Below are 22795 nucleotides of genomic sequence, written 5' to 3' on the forward strand. Positions count from 1 at the left end.
CGGTCGCCTTGCGGGCGAGTTAACCCAGATTCACCGAAGTTCGCGCGAGAAACCCGCCGTTTCGGGAATCAAGTCGAGATGGTCCGCGCGACACGTTCAATTTCCGTCCCGGTCGGTCGATTTCCGTCGCTGTCGGGCGGCCCGGGGAGCGACGCTAAGTCAAGTCCGTGTCGAAGACGTTGGCGACGCACGTGTAGCCGCCGATTCGGGGGAAGCGGCGGCGAAAATACACAAAGACGGCTGACCGTTTCGGAGGTGAAGCCCGGTGCGACATCCGCTTTCCGGTGTCGTCTACCGACCGAATCCCGACGCTAGGCCAACAGGTTCGTTAGCACTCACGGGGTATCGACGTAAGAGAGCGACACATGGCGGAGCACACTCGTACTTTGGGTTTCCGGGTCGCGTTCGCGCTGGGGTTGGGGACGATGATAGCCGCGGGCATCTTCTCGCTGTCCGGGACCGCGGTCGCGGTGGTGGGGAGCAGTGCGGTCATCTCGTTCGTCCTCGCGGCGGTCATCGCGGGCATCACCGCCGCGTCGTACTCCGAGTTCGCGTCCATCTACTCCGAGAACGGCGGGGGCTACCTCTTCTCGTCGCGGACGTTCGACGACGACCGGTTGCTGTTCGCGGTCGGCGCGTCGCTGTTCATGGGGTACTGCGCGACCACCGCGTTCTATCTGGCCACGATGGGCGAGTGGTTCCACCAGTTCATCATCCCGCACGGAATCCCGATTCCCCACGGGACCGTGGCCATCACGACCGCCGTCCTGCTGGGCTACCTCAACGCGCAGGGGACCGAGGAGAGCGGGACGTTTCAGGTCCTCGTGACCGCCGCGAAGGTCGCGGTCCTGCTCGTGTTCATCGGCGGCGCGTTCGCCTTCGAGGGGCCGACGGCGGCGGTCGGCACCTTCGCCACCGAGTTCAAGACGAACGTCGGCGGCATCGTCTCCATCGCGGCGGTGGCGTTCATCACCTTCTTCGGCTTCTCGGCCATCGCGGCCAGCGCGGGCGAGATAATCGAACCCCGCCGGGTCGTCCCGAAGGCTATCGGGGCGAGCATCCTCACCGTCACCGTCCTCTACATCTTCGTCATCGTGGCCATGGTCAACTCGCCGATTCCGGCGGAGGTCGTCGCCCGGCAGGGCGAGACCGCGATGGGGAAGGTCGCGGCCGCCTTCCTCGGGAGTTTCGGCAAGTGGCTCATCGTCGCCGGAGCCGTCTTCAGCATGGTGAGCGCGTCGAACGCCTCGATTCTGGCGGCCTCTGGCATCGGGTCGCTGATGGGCCGGCAGGGACAGGCGCCCCGGCGGTTCAACCGCATCCACCCCGAGTACGGCACGCCGTTCTGGAGCGTGACCGCGGTGACGGCCACCATCTCGCTGCTCGTCCTCGTGTTCATGTCGCTGTTCCCCGCGGAGGGCGGCGTCGGATTTCTCCACCTCGGACTCGACGCGCTGACCGGGTTCGCCAACCTCAACCTTCTCGGCCCGCTCGCGGTCGTCAACGTCGCGCTCATCGTCTCTCGACGGCGGTTCCCCGACATGAACCGGCCGCTGGAGGTCCCGTTCTCGCCGTGGGTCCCGATTCTGGGCGTCGTCGCCAACCTCGCGCTCATCACGAATCTGCCGCCGCTGGGCATCGCCATCGGCGTCGCCGTCGAAGTCGTCCTCGTCGGCGCGTACCTCGCGTGGGGCGGCGCGCCGGACGTGGAGGAACTCACCAAGGAGGCCGTGGCGCGCCAACAGCCGGTCCGAACGAGCGGCGGCGAGGCGATGAACCGGCCGGGGGCACCGACGGGGGCGGAAGCGACGGACGAGGCGAGCGAGACCGGCGATGCATCGTCAGCGAGCGCATCGGCCGCCGACGCCGACGACCGCTTCCGGATTCTCGTCCCGGTCGCTCGCATCAACCGCGCACCCGTCCACGTGAAACTCGCGGCGACGCTCGCCAACGCCGCCGCCGAGAACCCGATTCTGCAAGTCGTCAACGTCACCCACATCCCGGACCAGACGCCCTACGAGATGGTCCAAGAGGACGCCGAGAAGCGCGCCGAACGACTGGTCGAGCGCCTCGAAGACGTTGACGTGGACACCGAGTACACCGTCGAGGGCCACATCTCGCGGGACATCGGCTTCGACATCAACCAGACCGCGCGCAACGACGACGCCGACCTCATCCTGATGGGTTACCCCGAGGACCACTACGAGGTCACCGAGACGGTCGAGTACGACGCGCCCTGCGACGTACTGTTCACGCAGGGATTCGAGGCCGAGGACCTCGACCGACTGGAGACCATCACCATCGGCGCGGGCGGCGGCCCGCACCACGATTCGATGGTCGCGCTGGTCGGCGCGTTCGGCGAAGCGGGGACCGCGATTCACGTCGTCAACGTGACCCCCGCGGGCGCCGGAGGCACGCCCGAGGACGCCCAGCGCACCCTCGACGCGTTCGCCGCAGACCTGTCCATCGAGAGCCACGAGGTCGAAGCCGACACCGTGGCGGAGGGACTGGTCGACACGGCCGCCGAGAACGGCGGACCTCTCTTCATCGGCGCGTCGCGCACCCGCCTGCTCAAGCGGTGGGTCCTCGGTTCGACCCCGGACCGAGTCATCGAGCGCGCGAACGACCTCGGCGTTCCCGTGGTCGTCTACGCGAAACCGACGGGCCTCAGGGACCGCCTCAGCGAGGCGCTGTTCCCCGTGAGCCGGTACGTTCGAAAGGTGTTCTGAGCGTCGGTTTCGGTGCCGAAGCCGTCACTGTCGTTCGCTATGGGAAAATCGTAAAGAACGAAGAGCGAGCCTCGCACCTCGCGAACACTCAAGAACTTCCGAACGAGAGCGGTTCGGCGGCCTCCCATCGAGGAGCGAACGTCTCGCGGACGCCCGCCGCGAACTCGGGGTCCTTCATGTCTATCATGGCGAACGCCTCGCCCGGATTCAGGGGGTTGGCCACCTCGATGCAGACCTCCACGTCGTCGATGAGGTTGAAGGTTCCCTGAAGCCCCTCCGCGGTCCGGACCTCGAACTTCGGGTGGTCCGAGAGAGTCTCGGTGTACCGCTGGCCCACGCTCGGCGGGAGCGTCTCCACGAGGTCGGGCGTCATGAGCAGCGAAATCTCGACGCCCCGGTCGAGCGCCGCTTCGAGGTGTTGAGACACGAGTTCGCCCACGTCGCCGATGTCGAACTGGGCCGACGAGTCGCCTGCGACCATCACAATCTGTTCGTCGGCGGCGTCGAGGCGTTCGACCAGCAGGTCGGTCGACTCCTCGGCCCCGACCGCGGCGGTCCAGAACCCTTCTTCGACCGGTTCGCCGGCGTCGAGTTCCTCGGTCAACTCGTCGACTATCTCCTCGTACTGGTTGGCCTGCTCTTCGAGTTCGGCGAGTTTGTCGTCCAGCAGTCGGTTCAGCGCGGTCTCAGGTTCGACCGCGACGTACTTCTTGGGGCGACTCGCGCTCTGAGAGCGCGCGAGGTTGTGGGTCTCCAGACTGCTCAGCACGTCGTAGATGCGACCCATCGGTACCTCGCTCGCGCGCGACAACTCTTTCGCGGTGGTCGGTCCGGCGTCCAACAGCGCCCGGTAGGCCCGCGCCTCGTACTCCGAGAGGCCGAGGTCTCGTAGACTCGCCATGTAGGGGCCAGACGCTCACCCCCTATAAACTCTCGGACTGTTGCAAGTTGAAACAAGTCGAGCGCGAAAACTACTCTGTCGGCGGAACGTCAGCCGGTGGGCCAGCGCGTCACTCCGCGCCGTCACCGTTCAAATCCGGGTCGAACAGGTCTTCGATGCGGCAGTCGAAGTGGTCGGCCAACTTGAACGCGAGTTCGATGGAGGGGTCGTAACGCTCGCGCTCGATGGCGTTTATCGTCTGGCGCGTCACCCCGACCGCCGCCGCGAGGTCGGCCTGACTGATGCCTTCGGCGTCCCGACGGTCTCGAATCTCGTTCTTCATGAGCGATAGCGAAGGACGCCGTAGACGACCGCGAACAGCACGTAGACGCCGATGAAGCCGTAGAGAGCGGGCCATACCGCGTCCGGGAGGGCGTAGTCGCTGACCCGCGGGAGGAGTCGGCCCACCGACGCGGTAATCGCTAATACGGGTGCGAGTATCGTGAGCGTCCACCTGCTCGCCCGCTCTTCGAGCGCCCTGTCGCGCTCGTCGAACAGCGTCACCGAGGAACCGAACAGGACGGCGAAGAACCCGAGGACGGCGGCCCAGTAGACGACTTCGCTGACCAGCGGGTAGCCCAGTACCTCCCTCAGCAGGAACGCGACGGCGACGCCGCCGAAGAAGACGCCAAACATCAGTCGACGGTACTTGCGTTGCTTCGCGAGTGGATTCCGGTCTGGTGTACGATTTTGTGTCATGGGTTCTGAGTTCGTCTTCGGTGTAAATCTCGCCTGTCGTAAAGCACGCTTTACAGTAAAGGAGACTTTACACACGTACTTAAATCTATCTCTGGTCGGGAATCGGGTCGCTAACGGCCTTTACCGTCTGAGACCGAGAGAAAAGCCAGATTGGGGGACGGTTACTCGGTCAGTTCGGCCACGCGCTCGCTCAGTTCCTCGGGCGTCGTCACCGGGTCCGAGCGCTCGCCGTCCACGACGACTGTGGCGCTCCCGGCGTCTACCCCCTCGCGCTCCGCGCCGGGAATCACGACCTTCTCGTGGTCGGCGATTCGCATCGCGGCGCGGTGGAGGTCCGACCCGGCGTCGTCGGCGACTTCGATGACGAGCGGGTCCCGGCAGAGTCGCGCCGCGGCGGTGGCGTAGGACGCGACCTGCACGCCGAAGCGGTCGGCCGCGTCGGCGAACGCCGAGACGGCGCCCTCGGCGGCCTCCCGGTAGCGGTCCTCGCCGGTGAGGAGCGCGAGGTCGGTCAGCGCGTCCGCGATTTCGGCGTTGTGGTCGAGCGGGCGCATCGACCGGTCGAGCAGGCCGGGCCCCTCGCGGGGACCGTCGACGAAGGCGGTGGACTCCTCGTCGCGCAACTCGTCCAGCGCGTAGTCGGCCACCTCGCGGGCAGCAGCGAGGTACCGCTCGTCGCCCGTGACCTGCCGGGCGGTCGTGAGCGCGCCCAGCAGGTGGGCGTGGTCGGCGAGCAGGCCGGACTCGCTCTCGTCGTCCGTCTCGCCGTCGTCGAAGTGTGCGATTTCGCCGTCCTCGACCAGTTCGGTCAGGACGTAGTCGAGGGCGCGTTCGGCGTAGTTCCGGGCGCGCTCGTCGTCCGTGTAGGCGTGGTAGGTCAGGAGCGCGTCGGCCGCCATCGCGTTCCAGTCGGCGAACGCGGTCGGGTCCACCGCGGGCGCGTCGGCCGCCTCGCGGTCGCTCGGCGCGAGGCCGTAGTAGTCGGGGTCGTCGGTCTCCGCGGAGTCCGCGTCGGTGGTGTCGGCGACCGCTTCGGGTTCGCCCTCTGTCTCGCCGACGCTCGGCGAGTCGCTCTCGGGCGCGTCCGGCGAGTCGCCTGGGGCCTGACTCCCGGCGAAAGCGTCCCCGTTCCACAGGGTCGTGGTCAGGTACTCGATAGCGCGCTCGGCGGGGTCGCGGTAGTCGTCGTCGCCGGTGTAGAGGTACGCGTTGGCGAACGCCCGGACCAGCGCGGCGTTGGTCGAGAGCAGTTTCTCGTGGTGGACCTCGGTCCAGTCGCGCCCCTCAGCGAACCGGAAGAAGCCGCCGTCGTAGTCGTCGCCGAGGTACTGGCTGACCGCTTGGAGCGTCCCGAGCGCCTGCTCGCGTTCGCGCTTGAGCGCGAACTCGACGGTCCGGGGGAGCGGGAACTTCTCGCTGTCGCCCCACCCGCCGAACTGGTCGTCGAACTTGTCGCCCAACTGGCCCGCGACGAGGCGCTCGATTTCGGGCGAGAGTTCCCCGGCGGGCGGGTCATCCCGGAGACTCCGGGGGACGCGCGCGGCGTCTTCGCCCTTGTGACTCCAGAGGTCCCGGACGCGCTGGACCACCTGTCGCATCCCGTCGGTGCCGAGGTAGGTCGCGCCCGTGAGCAGGTCGCCGTCGGGCGTGCAGAAGACGGTCGAGGGGAACCCGCCCATGTTGTACCGCTCGCGAACCCGTGGCTGGCGGTCGATGTCCACGCGAACCGGTACGAACGAGTCGTTGACGTTCGCGGCGACCATCGGGTTGCTGTACGCCTCGCGGTCCATCTCGTGACACCACGAACACCACGTGGCCGACAGCGAGAGCAGGACCGGCGTGTCGGTCTCTCGGGCCTCCTCGAAGGCGGCCTCGCCCCATTCGCGCCACTCGACTTTGGTCTCCTCGGCGCTTTCGTTCATTATGCGTCGAAGTTGGGAACGGGTCGGGATGGGTCTTGCTATGTCGGCGTTGTGTGACGATTGTTCCCGGCCGCTCGGCGTCCGTTTGGCGCCGCTCACCGCTCCTCGCTCGCCGCTCGCCCGCCGAGGAAACCGACGAGACCGGGAGCAGGCCGCGAACCGGAACCCCGCGATTCGAGACGAGCGAGACGCTTACAATGCCGGGTCACGAAGAAGGACGCGTGCAGCAAGACCGGCTCCTGTTCGGGTTGGCGGCGGTCCTCGCGGGCATCGCCGCGCTCGAATTTGTGCTGGCGTTCGTCTACACGCCCGCGCTGCTCGCCGTCGCCGTGCCGTTCGCGGCGTCCGCCTACCTCGTGTGGTACCACGCCAGCGGTCGGCTTCGGGACCGGGTCGAGACCGGTCGGGCCGGGAGCTATCGGCGCGTGGAGTCCGAGACCGGCGGGTTCGGTGCCGGGCCGCGCGACTCCTTCTCCGGCCGCCGCGGCTTCGACGGCGGGGTCGGCGCCCGGGAGTCCCGCGGACGACGCGCTCGCAGGGAGGCGACCGGGCGCGGCGCACGCGGCGGACGGCGCGCCCAGACGGTCGGCAACGCCGGACCCACCCCGGCGGAGGCCTATCGCGTTCTCGGCCTCGACGCGGACGCCGACGCCGACGAGGTCAAACGGGCCTACCGCCAGAAGGTCAAGTCGGTTCACCCGGACCGCGAGTCCGGTGACGAAGACGAGTTCAAGCGCGTGAAGGAGGCCTACGAAGTGCTGAACGACCGGAACTGAACCGCGTCCGTCAGGAAGAACGCCCGAGAAAACGAGCGCGAGAGAGACCGAAACCCCGCGACGGCGAGCCGCGACTCTCACCAATCGGATTTATTACGGATGGGTCATAACACGTCGCTAACTTTCGCTCCGCCATGTCAGCGAACCCCCCGCAGTATCGCGTGGTCGCCCTCGTCGCGGTCCTGCTCGCCGCCAGCGTCGCCCCGGCCCTCGGACCGAGCGCGGTCGGTACGGCCGCCGCGTCGAGCGCCTCGTTCTCACCGAGCGTCGTCCACGAGGAGCGCGGCGACGTGGCGAAGATTACGGTCAAAACCAACGGGGGCGGAATCGTCAACGTCGGGTCGCCGTCGAACGCGTTCTGGCTGAAGATTCGGGTCGGCGGCGGAACCAACACCATCGAGTTGAACACGTACGCGGCCGGAGTGGCCGAGACGCCCGCAGAGATGCGGGCCGCCGTCTCGGGCGGGAAAGTGGTGGACCTCGGACTGTCTGATCTGGACAAGGCGCTCGCCGCCAGCACGTACACGCTGAACGTCACCAAGGACGGCAACGAGGTCGGCGTCGGTGCGCTGGTCCTCGAGAAGCGCGGGAGTTACGGCGTCACCACCCGCATCGCTCCGGGGGCAGTCGCCGAGAAGCAGTTCCAGTCGAAAGACGGCATTCGGAAGCACTTCGTCCCGCCGCGGGGAACCGTCGCCCACGACGACTGGGTGCTCGTCCGCGTCAACGCCACCGGCGTCAAGGGCGCACTCGCCGCGGCCCCCTCGAACACCGGACTCATGCGAGTCGAGTTCACGCAACTGAACCCGCCGCTAAACGAGGACAGAAACGAGTTCACCCTCTCGGCGAAAGACGCCATCACCTTCGAGAACGAGGAAGGGTTCTCCCTCGCGGTGGACACCGGCGACCACGGTATCGAACCGGGCCAGCGGTATCGGGTCGATTTCGTCGTCCCGAAAGAGAGTCCGCTCACCGGGACGCACCAGAACGTCTCGACCGAAATCGCGGTCGTCGAGCGGCGATTCGAACTGCAGCGCAACGGCCCGGGGAAAACGGTCGTGGTGGAGGGGAAGACGACGCTTCGCGGGACCACGACCCTGACGCCCGGCGCGACCATCAACCTCTCGGCGCGCGACACCGACATCCCGCCGTTCAACATGTTCGAGACGCTGACCGTCTCGAAGAAGCGGACGTTCTCGACGACGTTCGACTTCTCTGACATCGAACCCGGCCGGGACTTCCAGATTCGACTGGAGGACAAACAGATTCCCGGGCAGGTCGCCATCGCGGTGACGACGACTACCACGGAGACGCCGGACACCACGACCACCGTCACGACCGAGACGACCACCGCACCGCCGACCACTACGACCGAGACGACCACCACGACCGAGACGACCGCGGCGGGCCTGACGCAGGTCCCCGTCGACGGCACCCCGAAACCGCTGACTCAACGGGCGAGCAAGAACGGAAGCGACGACGGTGACGGGACCGACGGAGGCGGCGGTCTCGTCCCGGTCCCCGGATTCGGCCCGGTCGCCGGACTCGTCGCACTGTTGGCGGGCGGCGCGGTGGCCGCCCGTCGGAGGTAGGTGCGATGTTTTTTATACGGGGGCTGAGGATATGAGGTCGAACACGGTTCCCCCGCGGTGAAAACATGTTGCAGGGAATGGACCAGTCGGAGTTCGGGCAGTTCGTTGCGGCCCTCTGGGAGCGCCAAGGCTGGCAGACGCAGGTCAAGAACGACGACGGCAGGACCTTCGTCGCGGTACAACGACCGAACGGCGGCGAGGAGGGCCTGCTGTGGGCCATCCCCGACGGCGAAATCGGCGGCCAGCAGGTACAGCAGTTCGCCACGCTCTGCCAGCAGTACGAGGTCTCGGAGTCGGCCATCGTCACCGCGGGAACCATCTCGGACCACGCCGAGAAGGTCTCGCAGGGGTCGGGCGTCGAACTCCTCGACGGCGAAGGCGTCGCCCGAATCCTCAAGCAGAAGGAGTGGACCGACCTCGCCGAGGAGTACGGCGACGGCGGTTCGAGCGCCGACGCCGCGAGCGACGACGGCGGCGACTCCCCGCTGGACCAGTTGCGAGCGGTCGGCGACCGAGCGGGGTCGAAACTCTCGGGCGCGTTCGGCGGCGCGTCGGTCCCGGTGAAACCCGCGATACTGGTCGTGGTCGTGGTCGCCCTATTGGCCGTGGGCGTCCTGTCGGGCGTCTCGATTCCGTTCCTCGGCGGCGGCGGACCGGTCTCCGCCGAGTCGGTCTCGCCTGCGAACAGTACGACGACGCTGAGCGTCACGTGGAACGCCCGCGTCACCGACACCATCGACCCCGACGAGGGCGACGGCAAGGTCTACCCCGCGCCGCAGGGCAAGCAGTTCGTCCTCGTCTCCATGCAGTTCGAGAACACCGGACAGGGCACGGTGAACCTGACGAAGAAGTCGTTTAAGTTCCGGACTAACGGGGAGACTTACAGCCACCAACCGCTCGCCGAGCACGACGGACTCATGGGCCTCGAGATGTCGCCCGGCAACTACTACACCGGTTGGATGGTGTTCACCGTGCCGGAGGGGTCCTCGGGGACGCTAATCTACGACCAGAACGCGACCGAGGGCACCGTCGCCGTCGAATTCACGCGCGATTCGAAGCTGGCGGTGAACGTCAGCCAGCGATAGATACTTTTCACCCGTTCCGGAAAACGAACCAATCCTGAGGCCGGTAAATTCGGCCGATAACGTGAGAAACGTAGCCGTACGAACCCGGGCAAGGCTTTTGATGATTCCGCCCTAATCCGGGTGTATGTGCCCTAACCGGGCCGCGTTGCAACGGGCCCTCGACCGCGGCGAACAGGAGGGCGGCAGCGTCGAGTTCAAAGAGCGACTGACCAGAGAACTGCACCTCGCCGACGGCCGGATGGAGAGTCTGGCGGCCCAACTCCGCCACCGGGTCCTCTCGGGCGACGGCGAAGCGACGTACGTCGTGGGCGTGACCGACGACGGCGGCATCGCGGGAATCGACCACGACGACTTCTCGGAGTCGATGGACGTACTGAGCCTACTTGCCGAGGAGGCCGGTGCGCACATCGAGGACGTACAGACGTGGGGCATCACCGACGGCACCGTCACCACGGAGGGAGAGGCCGAGGGTCTCGTCGGCGTCGCCACGATTCGAGAGGGCGCGATGCTCGACACCGACAGCGAACACATCGTGGTCGGGACCGCCGGCCACGTCGACCACGGCAAGTCCACGCTGGTCGGGTCGCTCGTCACCGGACAATCCGACGACGGCGAGGGCGGTACGCGGGGCTTCCTCGACGTGCAACCCCACGAGGTCGAGCGGGGCCTCTCCGCGGACCTCTCGTACGCCGTCTACGGCTTCGACGGCGAGGGGCCGGTCCGGATGGACAACCCCCACCGCAAGACCGACCGGGCGCGAGTGGTCGAGGAGTCGGACAAACTCGTCTCGTTCGTGGACACCGTGGGCCACGAACCGTGGCTCCGGACCACGATTCGGGGGCTGGTGGGCCAGAAACTCGACTACGGCCTGCTGACCGTGGCCGCCGACGACGGCCCTACGAAGACGACCCGCGAGCATCTGGGCGTCCTGCTGGCGACCGAACTCCCGACCGTCGTCGCCATCACGAAGACCGACGCCGTGACCGAGGAGCGCGTCGCCGAAGTCGAACGCGAGGTCGAGCGCCTGCTCCGCGACGTGGACAAGACGCCCCTGCTGGTGGACCGCCACGGGGTCGACGCCGCGGTCGAGGAGATAAGCGAGAACGTCGTCCCGGTCCTGACGACCAGCGCGGTCACGATGGACGGTCTCGACGACCTCGACGAACTGTTCGAGCGACTCCCGAAGACGACCGCGCAGGCCGGGCCCTTCCGCATGTACATCGACCGGACGTACTCGGTGACGGGGGTCGGCGCGGTCGCCTCGGGCACCATCATGTCCGGCGAAGTCGAGGCCGGCGACGAACTCCTGCTCGGACCGATGGCCGACGGGGCGTTCCGCGAGGTCGAAGTCCGGTCCATCGAGATGCACTACCACCGGGTGGACGAGGCCAAGGCGGGCCGCATCGTCGGCATCGCGCTGAAGGGCGTCCGCGAGGAGGACATCGAGCGCGGGATGGTCCTGCTCCCGGCCGACGCCGACCCCGAACCGGTCAGGGAGTTCGAGGCGGAGGTGGTCGTCCTCAACCACCCGACCCGCATCGACGACGGCTACGAACCGGTCGTCCACCTCGAAACCGTGAGCGAGGCCGCGACGTTCCACCCGGAGGGCGGCCAACTCCTGCCGGGCGACTCGGGGTCGACCCGGATTCGGTTCAAGTTCCGGCCCTACCTCGTGGAGGAGGGCCAGCGGTTCGTCTTCCGCGAGGGTCAGAGCAAGGGCGTCGGCACCGTCACCGACGTGAACCCCGGCGAGGGCGACGAGTAGGGTGGACCGAGACCGACTCGTCGACCTCGCCACGAAGGCGTTCGTGGCCGCGCTGTTCGTCCTCAGCTCCCTCGGACTCGTCGTCGCGGTCCGGACCGGCGGGGGCGTCGTCTCGGCGGCGTTCGCGGTCTACCTGACCGCGCTCCTGTTCGGTGGCGTCTTCCGGGACGCGATGGACGCCCGGGGCTGGCAGGTGGCGTTCTTCGGCGGCGTCGCGCTCTGGGGCGGTTACGAGTACGCCACCACTGGCGACCTGTTCTCGCTACTGCTCGCGGTGTTGGGCGTCGTGATGGTAGCCGCGAATCTGCTGGACCTCAGATGACGAGCTACTAACTCTTTTCCGACTGGCCTTCGCAGGACTCTCTGTGACCCGACCCTCGCCCTCCCGAACGCGATTCGACGTGACGCTCGTCGCGAGAATTTTCGTCAGCCTGCTCTTTCTGGTCTCGCTGGCGGCCGCGGTGGGAACCGTGTGGTCCGGCGACTCCGACTCGTTGACGACGGTCGCGGGCAGTCTCTACGTCACCGGGGCGCTCGCGGTCGGCGTCTTCCTCGACGTGACCGACACGCCGCGCTGGCAGGCGGCGTTCTTCGGCGGGATGGTCGTCTTCGGGTTAGCAGAGTACGCGGCCTCGCCCGACTGGTTCGACCTGCTGTTGGTCGCGGCGGGCGCGGCGATGCTCGTCGCCCTCGCGCTCGACGCTCGGTCGGGGTAATCACCGCCGCCACGGCAACGCTCCGGTGTCCGCGAGCGAGTCCAGCGACGACAGCGAGTGGTGGGGTTCCGGGTCCGGGTCCGCGGTCCCCTCGCCCTCTGCGGGCACCCAGACCGACCGCAGGCCCGCGGCGTGGGCACCCGCCACGTCCGACGACAGGGAGTTGCCGACGTGGACCGCGCGGCCGCTCTCGACGCCCAACTCCGCCAGCGCGACCTCGAACGGTTCGGGGTCGGGTTTGGCCGCCGCGTCGTGGCCCGCGAAGACGACCGCCTCGAAGTGTCCGGCGAGACCGGCCGACTCCAGTTTCGCGGTCTGCATCTCCGGCGGACCGTTCGTCACGACGCCGAGGGCGTGGTCGGCCGCGAGCGCGTCCAGCGCCTCGGTCGCGCCGGGGAGGAGTTCGACTCTGGAGTGGTCCCGCTCCGAGCGGAAGGCCTCGGCGACCCTCCGGCCGCGCTCGGGTTCGTAACCCCGGTCCGCGGCGATTTCGGCGAAGCAGTTCGACCGGCCCTCCGCGATGGAGACGCCGGGCGCGAGGTGGTCGTCGAACCGGTCGAAGTACTCGCCGACCTCGAAGAACGAGTCGACGCCCGCCGACTCGAAGGCGACGTCGAGCAGTCGGCCGGGCGAGCGTTCGTACTCCACGAGCGTCCCGTCGAGGTCGAACAGGACGGCGTCCGCGTCTGCGAGCGCACTGTCGGGCATTTCTCGATAGCGCCGTGAACCGCGGAGGGAAAAATTGTGTCGGTCGCGCGAGGGTCGCGTCGAGACGAAACGGACCGCGCGCCGGGGTCGCGTCGATTCGACCGATTGCGACCCGTCCCGGGGTGTCAGCGGCGGAACGTTTGTCGTGCGGGAGGCCAAGCATTAAGTTGAGGCTGTGAGAATTCCGACCGAATGGCAGGCGAAGATGTCGGCGAGCCGTCGGGAGCGGACGACTCGCTGGAGGGGTGGCTCGACGCGAAGGCCGAGGAGTTGGGCGTGGGCCGCGACGAGTTGCTCGCACGCCTCCGGAGCGGCGACGCCCCCGAGGGCGCGGCCGACGCCGAGGCGTTCGAGGCGCTCCGCCGGGAGTTCGGCGAGCGCCTGTCGGCGACCCGCGAGGAGTTCGAGACCCAACTCGCCGAGGTCGAGACCGACCTCGCCGACGCCGAGGACGACTTCGACGAGAAGATTCAGGACGTGCGCGACCGGGTGGTGCAGGTCAAGCGCGAGGCCGACGGGAAAGCGCCCGCCGACCACGACCACCCGGACCTGCGCGAGCGAACCGAGGGCGTGGCCGACCGCGCCGACAGACTCGCCGACGAACTCGACGCGCTCTCCGAGAGCGTGTCGGAACTCGACGACCGGGTCGAGACCGGGTTCGAGAACTACGAGGACGTGCTGGAGTACCTGACGGACGCGACCGACGACATTCAGGACAGACTCGCCACGCTCGCGGAGATCACCGTGGAGTTGCGCGACCAGACCCGAACGCTGACCGCGCGCCACGCCGCCCGCGCGGCGGCCGACGAACTCGCACACCTCGCCAACCGCCGGGGCGTCGAGAGCGCGAACTGCGGCCACTGCCGCGAGACGGTCCACGTCGGACTGCTCGCCGAACCCAAGTGTCCCCACTGCGCGAGCACCTTCAACGACGTCGAACCAAAGCAGGGACTGTTCGGGTCGGCCAAACTCGTCGTCGGCGACCCGCCCGCGCTGGAGGGCGAGCGCGCCGACTGGGACCTCGGGAGCGTGACGGACGCCGACGAACCGGACGTCGGCGCGGCGTTGGACGACATCCTCTCGGAGGACGACGGATGAGCGACGACCGCGACGGGCGCGACGGAGACCGCAACGGCCGACCAAAGGACGACCGGGAGCGCGGCGACCGCCCCGCGGCCGGTCCAGAGGACGGGGCCGACGCCGACCGACGCGACCGGGACGAACCGCTCGGGGACCTCGCCGCGGAGGTCCGCGGCCGGACCGGCGAGCGCGCGACCCGAGTGCCGGACGACGAACGCGCAGACCGCGCGGACCGCTCGGAGCGGGAGGGTCCGCTGGCCGACGTGGCCGCGGCGGTGGACGAGCGACGGAACCGGTCGCGCGACGACGCCGACGCCTTCGAATCGGTCGAGGTGGGCGACCTCGACGGCGAGCGACTCTGGGAGCAGTTGGCCGCCGACGAGGACGGGACGACGGTCGCGGTCCCGTCCGAGCAGGCCGCCGACGCGGGGGCCTCGACCGACCGCGACGTGCGGACGATTCCGAAGGCGACCTGCCACGGGTGTCCGCACGTCGGCGACCCGCCGGAACTGACCTGCACACGCGACGGCACCGAGATTCTGGCGATGCCCGACACCGACCACTTCCGGGTCGCTGGCTGTCCGATGGTGGTGGACGGCGAGGAGGACATCGGCAGTATCGCCGTCGGAGGCGGCGACGCTCCCGACGGCGACGGCACCGCAGGGGGCGGCGACGCCCCGGACGACCGCGACGGGGAACCGCACGCCGCCGACTCCTAGCCGACCGAACTATCCAATCGGAGCGCCAACTACGACCGTGTTCCAGAACCTCGGCGAGACGGCGCTCCGAGTAGTCGAGCAGTACGGCTACTTCGCGGTCGCGTTGTTCACGTTTCTGGAGGCGTCGCTGCTGTTCCCGCTCCTGCCGAGCGAGGTGGTCGTGCCGGGCGCGGCGGCCCTGCTCGTCGGCGGTCCCGCGACGTTCGCGCTGTTCGTCGCGTCGGTGGTCGTCGGCACGACCGCCGGGAGCCTGTTCGCGTACCACGTCTTCGGCGAGCGAGGGCGCTCGGCGCTCGCCGCCCGCGGAGGATGGCTCCGCGTCTCGGAGGATCGACTGGAGCGCACCACCGGGTGGTTCCGCCGGTGGGGCGAGAGTTCGGTCCTCTGGGGCCGCCTGCTCCCGGTCCTCCGGTCGGTGGTCTCGGTCCCCGCCGGTCTCGCGGGGATGGGTCGCCGGAAGTTCACGCTCTACTCGGCGGCGGGCGCGCTCGCCTTCGCCGTGGTCGTGGCCGCGGCCGTCGAGACCGGAGTCCACCTGACCGGTGTCGCCTAGGAGAAGCGCCGGACCGCTCGGACTCGATTCGCCGTTCGCCGTCTCTCACGCGGCGAGCGTGGCGCTTATCAGTACCCGTCAGTTACCTCCGAGCATGCAATTCTGCGACGAATGCGGCTCCATGATGAAGTCGATGGGGTCGAAGATGGTCTGTACGAACGACGAGTGTCAGGATACGACCGAGAAGGACGAGGAGGTGGCCGCCGAGTTCGTCTCGACCGAGGAGCAGAGCGGCGACGAGGTCATCGAGACCACCGAGGACGCCAACTTCGAGGGGAAACCGACCGCCGACGACGTGATTTGTGACGAGTGCGGCCACGACGAGGCGTGGTACACCATCAAGCAGACCGGTTCGGCCGACGAACCGCCGACGCGCTTCTTCAAGTGTCAGGAGTGCGGCCACCGCTGGCGCGAGTACAGCTAACGGACTCGTTTCGGCCCTACTACTCCCTCTGGTCGCGCCGCGCGGGCGGCGTCTTCGAGAGGATTTGGCCCAACTCGCCCCGGCGGTCGGCGACCTCCCGGTAGGCGGTCTCGCGGAACGCCTCGTAGTCCTCGAAGTTCCCGAGGAACCGGACCAGCGGGCGGAGGTCCTCGCCGACGTTCGACCGGACGAGCGCCTGCTCCAGCGACTCGCCGCAGGAGTAGACCTCGCCGTCGGCCAGCAGGTGCGAACACTCCTCGTGGTCGTCGGGCAGGCGCTCGCGCTGGTCGTCGGTGAGTTCCGAGAAGCCGACGATTTCGAAGTCCGACCGCTTCTCGAAGAAGTCGGCCCACCACGTGCAGAACCCGCAGTCGTCGTCGAAGACGAGAGTAGCGTCGCTCATATTCGGACGAACGGGGGTCGGAAACTAATTCCTACTGGAATCGGTCGTCCGGCGCGTCGGCGGTCGGGGGTTCGCGTCGGCGGTCGCTGTTCACATCGGCAGTCGCGGTCCGGGTCGCGAGCGCGTGTCCCCGATTATCCGGGTCCGGCGCCGAGGTGGATAATTGTTTACTCGGGTTCGAGTGGCAAGTTTCACTCCTTCCCGACGTTTTAGCCCCCGTAGCGCGTAGGATGTGGTATGCAACTCCACGCCAGGGACGTGCGCCGGGACGTGCGAGAACTCGGCGCGCTCCTCGGAGACGTACTCGAAGCCCAGACCTCCGCGGAGGCGTTCGAGGTGGTCGAATCCGTCCGAACCGAGGCCATCGACTATCGGCGGGGCGACGCCGACACGCGAGACGACCTGCGCGCCGACCTCGCCGACCTGCCCCCAGAGCGCGCCGGCGTCGTGGCCCGCGCGTTCGCGACCTACTTCGAACTCATCAACCTCGCCGAGGAGCGCGAACGCGTCCGGGCCGTCCGCGAGGGGTCCCAAGACGGCCCGCTCGCCGACAGCGTGGCCGAGGCCGCCGAGCGGTTGGCCGCCGAGGACGCCGACGCCGAGGAGGTCCAGCGGGTTCTGGACGACGTGCTGGTCGAACCGACGTTCACCGCCCACCCGACCGAGGCCCGCCGGAAGACGGTGAAGGCGAAACTCCGGGCGGTCGCCGAGGACATCGAGACGCTGGACGAGCGCAGACTGACCGACCGCGAGCAGGAGGCCGTCGAGCGCGACCTCGAAGCCGAAGTGACCAGCCTCTGGCAGACCCCGCAGGTCCGCGAGCGCAGGCCCGAAGTCACCGACGAGGCGCTCAACGTCCAGTGGTACCTCGAGAACACGCTGTTCGACGTGGTCGGCGAGGCCTACGACGAACTGGAGCGCGCGCTCGGCGAGGAGTTCGACGGTCTCGACGTGCCGAAACTCTTCGAGTTCCGGTCGTGGGCCGGGAGCGACCGGGACGGCAACCCCTACGTCACGCCCGACGTGACCGCCGAGACGCTCGAACGCCAGCGCGAGGTCGTGGTCTCGCGCTACCGCGAGGAGTGCAAGCGCCTCTCGGGCGTTCTGAGCCAAGACGACCGGAGCGTCGCGGTCGGCGACGACCTGCGCGAGCGCCTCGAAGCCGACCTCGAGCGCCTGCCCGGCGTCGCCGAGGAGGCCCGAGAGCGCTACCCCGACGAACCCTACCGCCAGAAGCTGAAGCTGATGCGCGAGCGCCTCGACCGAGTCGGCGACGTGCGGCCCGGCGGCTACGACGACGCCGACGAACTGCTGGCCGACGTGGACGCCATCGCAGCGAGCCTGCGCGCCAACGGCGCGGAGGTCATCGCCGAGGACAAGGTCGACCCGTTCCGGCGGCGGGTCGCCACCTTCGGCCTCTCGCTGGCGAGTCTCGACCTGCGCGACCACCAGCAGAACCACACCGCGGCGGTCGCGGAGGCGCTGGCCCGTGAGGGTATCGACTACGAGGAGATGGACGAGGACGAACGCGTGGAGACGCTGACCGAGGCCATCCTTCAGGACGACCCCGTCGTGGACCTCGAAGCGACCGACGACCTCTCGGACACCACCGAGCGCGTCCTCACGCTCTTCGACCGGACCGCCGACTGGCAGGACGAGTACGGCGTCGAGGCCATCGACACCTACTGCATCAGCATGACCGACGAACCGAGCCACGTCCTCGAAGTCCTCTTCCTCGCCGACCAGGCCGGAATCGTGGACCTGCCGGGCTACTCGGGCCTCGACGTGGTTCCCCTGCTCGAAACCGAGTCGGCGCTCTCGGGCGCTCGGCGCATCATGGGCACGCTGTTCGAGAACGAGGCCTACTCGGCCGCCGTGGAGGCACGCGACGGAACCCAGGAAATCATGCTCGGTTACTCCGACTCCAACAAGGAGAACGGCTTCCTCGCGGCCAACTGGAGCCTCTACCGCAACCAGAAGCGCCTCGCGGAAATCTGCGACGACTACGACGTGCGACTCCGCCTGTTCCACGGCCGGGGCGGGTCCATCTCGCGGGGCGGCGGTCCGATGAACGACGCCCTGCTCGCGCTTCCCAACGAGACGGTGACGGGCGAGGTCAAGTTCACCGAGCAGGGCGAGGCCATCGCCGAGAAGTACGCCAACCCCAAAATCGCCGAGCGAAACCTCGAACAGATGCTCAACGCCCAGATTCGGGCGCGCCACGAGGCCGTCCGGGAACCGGTCGAGGACGTGCCCGACGAGTGGGCCGAGGCGATGGAGACCGCCGCCGACGCCGCCCGCGAGGCGTACCGGGACCTGCTCGAGACCGAGGGGTTCGTCTCCTACTTCGAGGACGCGACCCCCATCGAGGTCATCGAGGAACTCAACCTCGGGTCGCGCCCCGCCTCGCGGTCGGGCGAGCGCACGGTCGAGGACCTGCGGGCGATTCCGTGGGTGTTCTCGTGGACGCAGGCCCGGTGTATCCTGCCGGGGTGGTACTCGCTGGCGTCCGGGTTGGACGCCTACCTCGACGCGGGCGGCGACCCCGAGACCCTCCGCGAGATGTACGCCGAGTGGCCGTTCTTCCGGACGATGGTGGACAACGCCGCGCTGGCGCTGGCCCGGACCGACCTCGACATCGCGGCCGAGTACGCCCAACTCGCGCCCGCCGACCGCCGCGAGCAGTTCTTCCCGCGCATCGAATCCGAGTACGAGCGCGCGGTCGAACTCGTGACCCGAATCGCCGACCGCGACGGCCTGCTGACCCGCGAGTGGTTAGAGGAGAGTCTTGAGCGACGGAACCCCTACGTGGACCCGCTGAACCTGCTCCAGACGAAACTGCTCGCCCAGTCGCACCTGACCCCCGAGGAAGAGCGCACGCTCCGACTGACGGTCAAGGGCATCGCTGCGGGGATGAAGAACACGGGATAGCGGTCTCGGACTCCGACCGCGGCCGCCGGGCGACGAGTTCGACTCGAACAGAAGTCGAGTCGAGCGGCGGCAACAACCGTTACGGATGTCGGTGACTTTCTCCCAAGGGGATGGGGAAATGACTGACGAGAAAGAACTCGACCTCGACAGACGCAGTTTTCTGAAGAAGAGCGCGGTCGGCGCGTTCGGCATCGGCCACCTGACGGCCGGCGACGTGGCCGGCCGAGCGACGGCCCGAGACGGCGGCGGTCTAGGCCAAGGTGACGGCCAAGACGGCGGCGAGGGCGAAGACCGACCGCTCTACGGCCGACGCATGGTATTCCCGTACCCGGAGCGACTCGGCGGGAATATACGCCAGAAGATAATCATCATGACCGACCGAAAAGACACGCGCCCCGACCAGTTGAAGGGCGTCGACCAGAGCGATATCGACGAGTGCAATTTCGCCGAGAACTGGCCGCCCGAGAACATCAACGTCTGGGAGGGAATCATCGTCGACTGGCGGAACGCCGGTCGGATGGTCGGTTTCTACGGTCAGAACCCGACCGTGCGGGCGACCCAACTGGTCGAGCGCAACACCATCTTCGTCGAGGGGCAACCGACGGAGGTACCGCTGGGGACGCCGTACATAGTCTCGCGGGTCCACCAGTGTCCCGACGACCTCTTGGGCGTCGAGGCCGTCAAGGTCCCCGGAATCGAGGTCAAGACCGGACCCGGCGTGAGCACCGGCGAGAGCACGGAGAGCAACTGATTCCGGCGACCGACGGGCGGTCCGAGGGTCGATTCTGACCGCGATAACGATTCTCAATCGGGGGTTGGCCCGACCGAAATTCACGATACGCCGAGCGAACGACCGCCCGAACTCACTCCAGTTCCGCCCCGGATTCTATCTCGTTGTGGACCACGTAGAACCCGAACAGGAGGACCGCGAGTAGCAGGACGTAGACGCCCGCGATGGTGATGGCCTCGGTGGGGTTGTAGTCGTCGGGTTTGAATATAATCACCTGCCGGACGACGGCGATGAGGCCGGCGTGTATCACCGCGATGACGACGCTGTCGGTCTCGACGTACGCCACCACGGTCTTGTAGAGTTCCACGACGACGAACAGGTAGAGGACGACGTCGATGGCCGACCTGATGAGCGAGACCACGTCGGTCGGGTCGGTCGCACCGAACGTCGTCACCGACGCGACGATGGTGATGGCGAGATTGACCACGCCGAGCAGGAGCAGGACGACAAGGAACCCAGCGATGACGGTTTGGAGGAGCGTGACCGACCCCTCCAGCCAACTCGTGATGCGAGTAGCATCTATCCGGTCCATCAGTGTCCGTATCTCGGCGGCCCGGCGGAAGTGCGTTCTGCCCCCGAAGCACGGCCGCTCGCTCCGCCGACCGCCGTCGGTGTCGAACCTTCGGGCGAGTCAGGCCAGTCCGGAATCGCGATTCTTGGCATTCTAGAGGAAGGGTTAAGGATTCTACGTATTGTCTAGAAATGGCTCTGCGTTTAGATAATCGGTATAAATGTTTTCAAGACGCAAAGAGCGGCGTCGCCGACGCTGAGATTCAAGTACGAAGGCGGGACCAATCCCGCCCGGACGCTTCGCGCGGTCGTCCGGAGTCGGGCCGGGGACCGCCAGTCCGACTAACCCGAGAGGGCCGAGCGAATACGACGCCAGAACGAGGGGTTCCTGCGGCCGAATCCGACGGGCGCACGCCGACAGCGGTAGCCGCGGCGTCGCGCGGAGTCAAGTCGGCGGTCTGTGGCCGCTCGACCCGTCCAGTCAGGACGGGAGCGGGCAGAGACTGGCGGTCAGCACCGCCCGCTCGTCGGTCTCGTTGCGCGCGCCGTGGACCGTCCCACGCTCGTGGAGGACCACGCCGGGGGCTTCGACGGCTTCCTCGTCGTCACCCTGAACGACGGTCACCGTGCCTTCGAGGACGTGGAAGACGTTGGTCGCGTCGGGGTGGTCGTGAGGCGATAGCTCCGCGCCGGGGCCGAGCGCGAACGCCTTCACCAGCACGTCGTCGGTCACGGCCAACTCCGCGTCGACGACTTGCCCCTCGTCCGGGTCGAGGTCGGAATAGCGGTCGAGTCCCATGCCACGGAGGACGGCGGGACGGGTCTTAAAAGTCGGTCCGGACTGTCCGTCGGAACGGTCGGAAAAGCGGGGCGGGCGGCCGAGTCCGGTGGCGCAGTCGTGCTGGATGTGGCCGAATGCCGGTGTGACCGGGTGGAGGGCGAAACCGGAAGGGTGCGGCGGTCGATGGGTGCGGACGTGTGCCTCTGAGCGTCGCGAACGACGAGCAGGCGGCGGAACGGTCGGCTGTCGCGCTGGCGGAAACCGGGCCGCTGGACGGGGCGGCCCGGCCGGGTGTGTTCGTCGCCGCTCGTCGTGCCGGGATGTGCGGTTGCGGTCGTCAACGCACTGTCGGGAGCGGGACGACAGTACGCCGGTCGCAATGACCGCATCGATTCCTACGGGTCGGTCCCACTTCAACCGGGAGGACCGTCCACGTGGTTCAGGCCCGTTCACCGCCGTAGTGAACGGTTTTGAACAGTTCAACGCCAGCGCAGGGCACTCGAACGACGGTCAGAACGGCGATGTGACTCGCGGGTCGAGGAGAGTGAGACCGGGCCCGCCGAGAAAGTGGCGACGCCGTCGGAGCGGCGCGACTACGTGCGATGCTCGCCGACGAATCCGGTCGAGAACGCGATCCACGCCAGCACGCTCACGAACAGGATGGGCGGGAGGATGGCGAATCCCCAGAGCGGGTCGACGCCCCACGCGAGCAGCAGGACGACGTCGAGCAGTCCGAGCGTCAGGAACGGCAGGACGGCCAGCGCCGCCCGTTTGCGGTCCATCGACCCGGACGACGGGAAGCGGTTCTCCATGTCGGAACGAGGAACCCGCACGGACAAAAAGCGTCCGTTCGCCGACGCGGTCGAACCGCGGAGGCGAGACCGGAGTCGACCCGACGGAGAGTCCGGCGGGGACAATGCTTTGGGGTACGGTATCGTACCGCTCGATATGGCGACTGCGACCCAACTCGAAGCCGAACCCGGCACCGAAGCGGGCGTCTGGTGGCTCGACCTCGGGGGCGTCAACGCTTACCTCGCCGACGACGACGGCGACCTCGTGCTGGTCGACGCCGGAACGCCGCGCGACGCCGCCGACATCCGCGACGGCATCCACGAGGCCGGCTATCGGGTCTCGGACGTGGCCCGCGTCCTCGTGACCCACTACGACGTGGACCACGTCGGCGCGCTCTCGAAACTCGGCCTCGACGCGCCGGTGTACGTCGGCCGGGCCGACGCCGAGATACTGGCGGGCCAGCGCAAGCCGAGCGTGCGCAACCACAAGGGCCTGCTCCAGCGCGTGACGAACCCCCTCGTCTCGGTGCCGGACCTGTCGATTCGCCCGGTGGTGGAGGGCGACCGAATCGGAAGTTTCACCGCTTACCACACGCCGGGGCACTCGCCGGGCCACATGGTCTACGTCGCGGAGTCGCCGAGCGTGGCGTTTCTCGGCGATCTCGTGCGCGAGACCGACGGGAAGCTAGTAGCGTCGCCGTGGGCGATGAGTTACGACACCGACGAGGTCGCACAGAGCGTTCGGCGGTTGGCCCGCGACGTGCCCGACTTCGAGATGGCCGCGATGGGCCACGGGACGCCCATCATGCGCCGCGGGAGCGAGCGACTGCGGGAGTTGGCGGACCGAACGTAGGAGCGGACTCCGAATGCTATAACTCGCC

Annotated in this window: 23 protein-coding genes; 14 read left to right on the top strand and 9 right to left on the bottom strand. The window is 68.0% G+C overall.

The window, feature by feature from the left end; genetic code table 11:
- The first annotated feature begins 365 nt into the window (after positions 1 to 365).
- A complete protein-coding gene (locus tag M0R89_RS03050) occupies positions 366 to 2729 on the top strand; it encodes an amino acid permease (protein ID WP_248651096.1) in 2364 nt (787 codons plus the stop codon).
- A gap of 88 nt (positions 2730 to 2817) precedes the next feature.
- Here the strand turns inward: M0R89_RS03050 and M0R89_RS03055 are convergent, their stop codons facing one another.
- From M0R89_RS03055 to M0R89_RS03070, 4 genes are all read right to left on the bottom strand, one after another.
- Positions 2818 to 3630 (bottom strand): TrmB family transcriptional regulator, encoded by an 813-nt coding sequence (locus M0R89_RS03055; RefSeq protein WP_248651097.1) that lies wholly within the window; start codon positions 3628 to 3630, stop codon positions 2818 to 2820.
- A 109-nt stretch (positions 3631 to 3739) separates the two neighbouring features.
- Complete coding sequence (locus M0R89_RS03060; RefSeq protein ID WP_248651098.1) at positions 3740 to 3952, bottom strand: helix-turn-helix transcriptional regulator; 213 nt, start codon at positions 3950 to 3952, stop codon at positions 3740 to 3742.
- Positions 3949 to 4368 (bottom strand): DUF2178 domain-containing protein, encoded by a 420-nt coding sequence (locus M0R89_RS03065; protein WP_497007464.1) that lies wholly within the window; start codon positions 4366 to 4368, stop codon positions 3949 to 3951. The genes M0R89_RS03060 and M0R89_RS03065 overlap by 4 nt, the downstream gene beginning before the upstream one ends.
- 161 nt (positions 4369 to 4529) lie before the next feature.
- Entirely contained in the window at positions 4530 to 6290 is a 1761-nt protein-coding gene (locus M0R89_RS03070) for a thioredoxin domain-containing protein (protein WP_248651100.1), read from the bottom strand.
- A gap of 221 nt (positions 6291 to 6511) precedes the next feature.
- Here M0R89_RS03070 and M0R89_RS03075 point away from each other — a divergent pair, with 221 nt between their 5' ends.
- From M0R89_RS03075 to M0R89_RS03100, 6 genes are all read left to right on the top strand, one after another.
- A complete protein-coding gene (locus tag M0R89_RS03075) occupies positions 6512 to 7066 on the top strand; it encodes a J domain-containing protein (RefSeq protein ID WP_248651101.1) in 555 nt (184 codons plus the stop codon).
- Between the two features lie 134 nt (positions 7067 to 7200).
- Positions 7201 to 8658, top strand: coding sequence for a BGTF surface domain-containing protein (locus M0R89_RS03080; protein ID WP_248651102.1), 1458 nt, complete (start codon positions 7201 to 7203; stop codon positions 8656 to 8658).
- A gap of 65 nt (positions 8659 to 8723) precedes the next feature.
- Positions 8724 to 9743: a restriction endonuclease gene (locus M0R89_RS03085; protein WP_248651103.1), complete on the top strand. Its 1020-nt coding sequence runs from the start codon at positions 8724 to 8726 to the stop codon at positions 9741 to 9743.
- A gap of 124 nt (positions 9744 to 9867) precedes the next feature.
- Positions 9868 to 11508: a GTPBP1 family GTP-binding protein gene (locus tag M0R89_RS03090; protein ID WP_248651104.1), complete on the top strand. Its 1641-nt coding sequence runs from the start codon at positions 9868 to 9870 to the stop codon at positions 11506 to 11508.
- A 1-nt stretch (position 11509) separates the two neighbouring features.
- Positions 11510 to 11830, top strand: coding sequence for a hypothetical protein (locus tag M0R89_RS03095; RefSeq protein WP_248651105.1), 321 nt, complete (start codon positions 11510 to 11512; stop codon positions 11828 to 11830).
- A gap of 43 nt (positions 11831 to 11873) precedes the next feature.
- A complete protein-coding gene (locus M0R89_RS03100) occupies positions 11874 to 12224 on the top strand; it encodes a hypothetical protein (RefSeq protein ID WP_248651106.1) in 351 nt (116 codons plus the stop codon).
- Here the strand turns inward: M0R89_RS03100 and M0R89_RS03105 are convergent, their stop codons facing one another.
- Positions 12225 to 12932, bottom strand: coding sequence for an HAD family hydrolase (locus M0R89_RS03105; RefSeq protein WP_248651107.1), 708 nt, complete (start codon positions 12930 to 12932; stop codon positions 12225 to 12227). It abuts the gene before it with no gap.
- Between the two features lie 192 nt (positions 12933 to 13124).
- Between M0R89_RS03105 and M0R89_RS03110 the strand changes: the two genes are divergently transcribed.
- The 4 genes from M0R89_RS03110 to M0R89_RS03125 all read left to right on the top strand — a co-directional run bounded on the left by M0R89_RS03110 (position 13125) and on the right by M0R89_RS03125 (position 15708).
- A complete protein-coding gene (locus M0R89_RS03110; protein WP_248651108.1) occupies positions 13125 to 14030 on the top strand; it encodes a hypothetical protein in 906 nt (301 codons plus the stop codon).
- Complete coding sequence (locus tag M0R89_RS03115) at positions 14027 to 14731, top strand: DUF8135 domain-containing protein (RefSeq protein ID WP_248651109.1); 705 nt, start codon at positions 14027 to 14029, stop codon at positions 14729 to 14731. The genes M0R89_RS03110 and M0R89_RS03115 overlap by 4 nt, the downstream gene beginning before the upstream one ends.
- A 37-nt stretch (positions 14732 to 14768) precedes the next feature.
- The gene (locus M0R89_RS03120; protein WP_248651110.1) at positions 14769 to 15284 is read left to right on the top strand and encodes a DedA family protein; all 516 of its coding nucleotides are present in this window, start codon (positions 14769 to 14771) and stop codon (positions 15282 to 15284) included.
- 94 nt (positions 15285 to 15378) lie between these two features.
- Positions 15379 to 15708, top strand: coding sequence for a transcription factor S (locus tag M0R89_RS03125; RefSeq protein WP_248651111.1), 330 nt, complete (start codon positions 15379 to 15381; stop codon positions 15706 to 15708).
- Between the two features lie 19 nt (positions 15709 to 15727).
- On the opposite strand, the gene M0R89_RS03130 is transcribed toward M0R89_RS03125, so the two are convergent.
- Positions 15728 to 16111, bottom strand: a complete 384-nt coding sequence (locus tag M0R89_RS03130; RefSeq protein ID WP_248651112.1) for a DCC1-like thiol-disulfide oxidoreductase family protein — start codon at positions 16109 to 16111, stop codon at positions 15728 to 15730.
- A gap of 237 nt (positions 16112 to 16348) precedes the next feature.
- Between M0R89_RS03130 and ppc the strand changes: the two genes are divergently transcribed.
- Together ppc and M0R89_RS03140 are read left to right on the top strand one after the other, a co-directional pair.
- Positions 16349 to 19042: a phosphoenolpyruvate carboxylase gene (ppc, locus tag M0R89_RS03135; RefSeq protein WP_248651113.1), complete on the top strand. Its 2694-nt coding sequence runs from the start codon at positions 16349 to 16351 to the stop codon at positions 19040 to 19042.
- Between the two features lie 118 nt (positions 19043 to 19160).
- The gene (locus M0R89_RS03140) at positions 19161 to 19793 is read left to right on the top strand and encodes a hypothetical protein (RefSeq protein WP_248651114.1); all 633 of its coding nucleotides are present in this window, start codon (positions 19161 to 19163) and stop codon (positions 19791 to 19793) included.
- Between the two features lie 112 nt (positions 19794 to 19905).
- On the opposite strand, the gene M0R89_RS03145 is transcribed toward M0R89_RS03140, so the two are convergent.
- The 3 genes from M0R89_RS03145 to M0R89_RS03155 form a co-directional block, all read right to left on the bottom strand.
- Positions 19906 to 20364 carry a phosphate-starvation-inducible PsiE family protein gene (locus M0R89_RS03145; RefSeq protein ID WP_248651115.1) on the bottom strand — a complete coding sequence of 153 codons (459 nt, stop codon included), beginning with the start codon at positions 20362 to 20364 and terminating at the stop codon, positions 19906 to 19908.
- Between the two features lie 459 nt (positions 20365 to 20823).
- A complete protein-coding gene (locus M0R89_RS03150; RefSeq protein WP_248651116.1) occupies positions 20824 to 21141 on the bottom strand; it encodes a cupin domain-containing protein in 318 nt (105 codons plus the stop codon).
- Positions 21142 to 21716: 575 nt separating this feature from the next.
- Positions 21717 to 21935 carry a DUF8142 family protein gene (locus M0R89_RS03155; protein ID WP_248651117.1) on the bottom strand — a complete coding sequence of 73 codons (219 nt, stop codon included), beginning with the start codon at positions 21933 to 21935 and terminating at the stop codon, positions 21717 to 21719.
- Positions 21936 to 22071: 136 nt separating this feature from the next.
- Between M0R89_RS03155 and M0R89_RS03160 the strand changes: the two genes are divergently transcribed.
- A complete protein-coding gene (locus M0R89_RS03160) occupies positions 22072 to 22767 on the top strand; it encodes an MBL fold metallo-hydrolase (protein WP_248651118.1) in 696 nt (231 codons plus the stop codon).
- The last annotated feature ends 28 nt before the right edge of the window (positions 22768 to 22795 follow it).

This window comes from Halorussus limi (genome assembly GCF_023238205.1).
Lineage (GTDB): Archaea > Halobacteriota > Halobacteria > Halobacteriales > Haladaptataceae > Halorussus > Halorussus limi.

Coding starts and splice junctions, on each gene's coding strand:
- M0R89_RS03130 (WP_248651112.1), bottom strand. CDS start 16,111: ATGAGCGACGCTACTCTCGTCTTCGACGACGACTGCGGGTTCTGCACG.
- M0R89_RS03145 (WP_248651115.1), bottom strand. CDS start 20,364: ATGGACCGGATAGATGCTACTCGCATCACGAGTTGGCTGGAGGGGTCG.
- M0R89_RS03060 (WP_248651098.1), bottom strand. CDS start 3,952: ATGAAGAACGAGATTCGAGACCGTCGGGACGCCGAAGGCATCAGTCAG.
- M0R89_RS03055 (WP_248651097.1), bottom strand. CDS start 3,630: ATGGCGAGTCTACGAGACCTCGGCCTCTCGGAGTACGAGGCGCGGGCC.
- M0R89_RS03065 (WP_497007464.1), bottom strand. CDS start 4,368: ATGACACAAAATCGTACACCAGACCGGAATCCACTCGCGAAGCAACGC.
- M0R89_RS03050 (WP_248651096.1), top strand. CDS start 366: ATGGCGGAGCACACTCGTACTTTGGGTTTCCGGGTCGCGTTCGCGCTG.
- M0R89_RS03080 (WP_248651102.1), top strand. CDS start 7,201: ATGTCAGCGAACCCCCCGCAGTATCGCGTGGTCGCCCTCGTCGCGGTC.
- M0R89_RS03105 (WP_248651107.1), bottom strand. CDS start 12,932: ATGCCCGACAGTGCGCTCGCAGACGCGGACGCCGTCCTGTTCGACCTC.
- M0R89_RS03160 (WP_248651118.1), top strand. CDS start 22,072: ATGGCGACTGCGACCCAACTCGAAGCCGAACCCGGCACCGAAGCGGGC.
- M0R89_RS03125 (WP_248651111.1), top strand. CDS start 15,379: ATGCAATTCTGCGACGAATGCGGCTCCATGATGAAGTCGATGGGGTCG.
- M0R89_RS03155 (WP_248651117.1), bottom strand. CDS start 21,935: ATGGAGAACCGCTTCCCGTCGTCCGGGTCGATGGACCGCAAACGGGCG.
- M0R89_RS03070 (WP_248651100.1), bottom strand. CDS start 6,290: ATGAACGAAAGCGCCGAGGAGACCAAAGTCGAGTGGCGCGAATGGGGC.
- M0R89_RS03085 (WP_248651103.1), top strand. CDS start 8,724: ATGTTGCAGGGAATGGACCAGTCGGAGTTCGGGCAGTTCGTTGCGGCC.
- M0R89_RS03115 (WP_248651109.1), top strand. CDS start 14,027: ATGAGCGACGACCGCGACGGGCGCGACGGAGACCGCAACGGCCGACCA.
- M0R89_RS03150 (WP_248651116.1), bottom strand. CDS start 21,141: ATGGGACTCGACCGCTATTCCGACCTCGACCCGGACGAGGGGCAAGTC.
- M0R89_RS03110 (WP_248651108.1), top strand. CDS start 13,125: ATGGCAGGCGAAGATGTCGGCGAGCCGTCGGGAGCGGACGACTCGCTG.
- M0R89_RS03140 (WP_248651114.1), top strand. CDS start 19,161: ATGACTGACGAGAAAGAACTCGACCTCGACAGACGCAGTTTTCTGAAG.
- ppc (WP_248651113.1), top strand. CDS start 16,349: ATGCAACTCCACGCCAGGGACGTGCGCCGGGACGTGCGAGAACTCGGC.
- M0R89_RS03090 (WP_248651104.1), top strand. CDS start 9,868: ATGTGCCCTAACCGGGCCGCGTTGCAACGGGCCCTCGACCGCGGCGAA.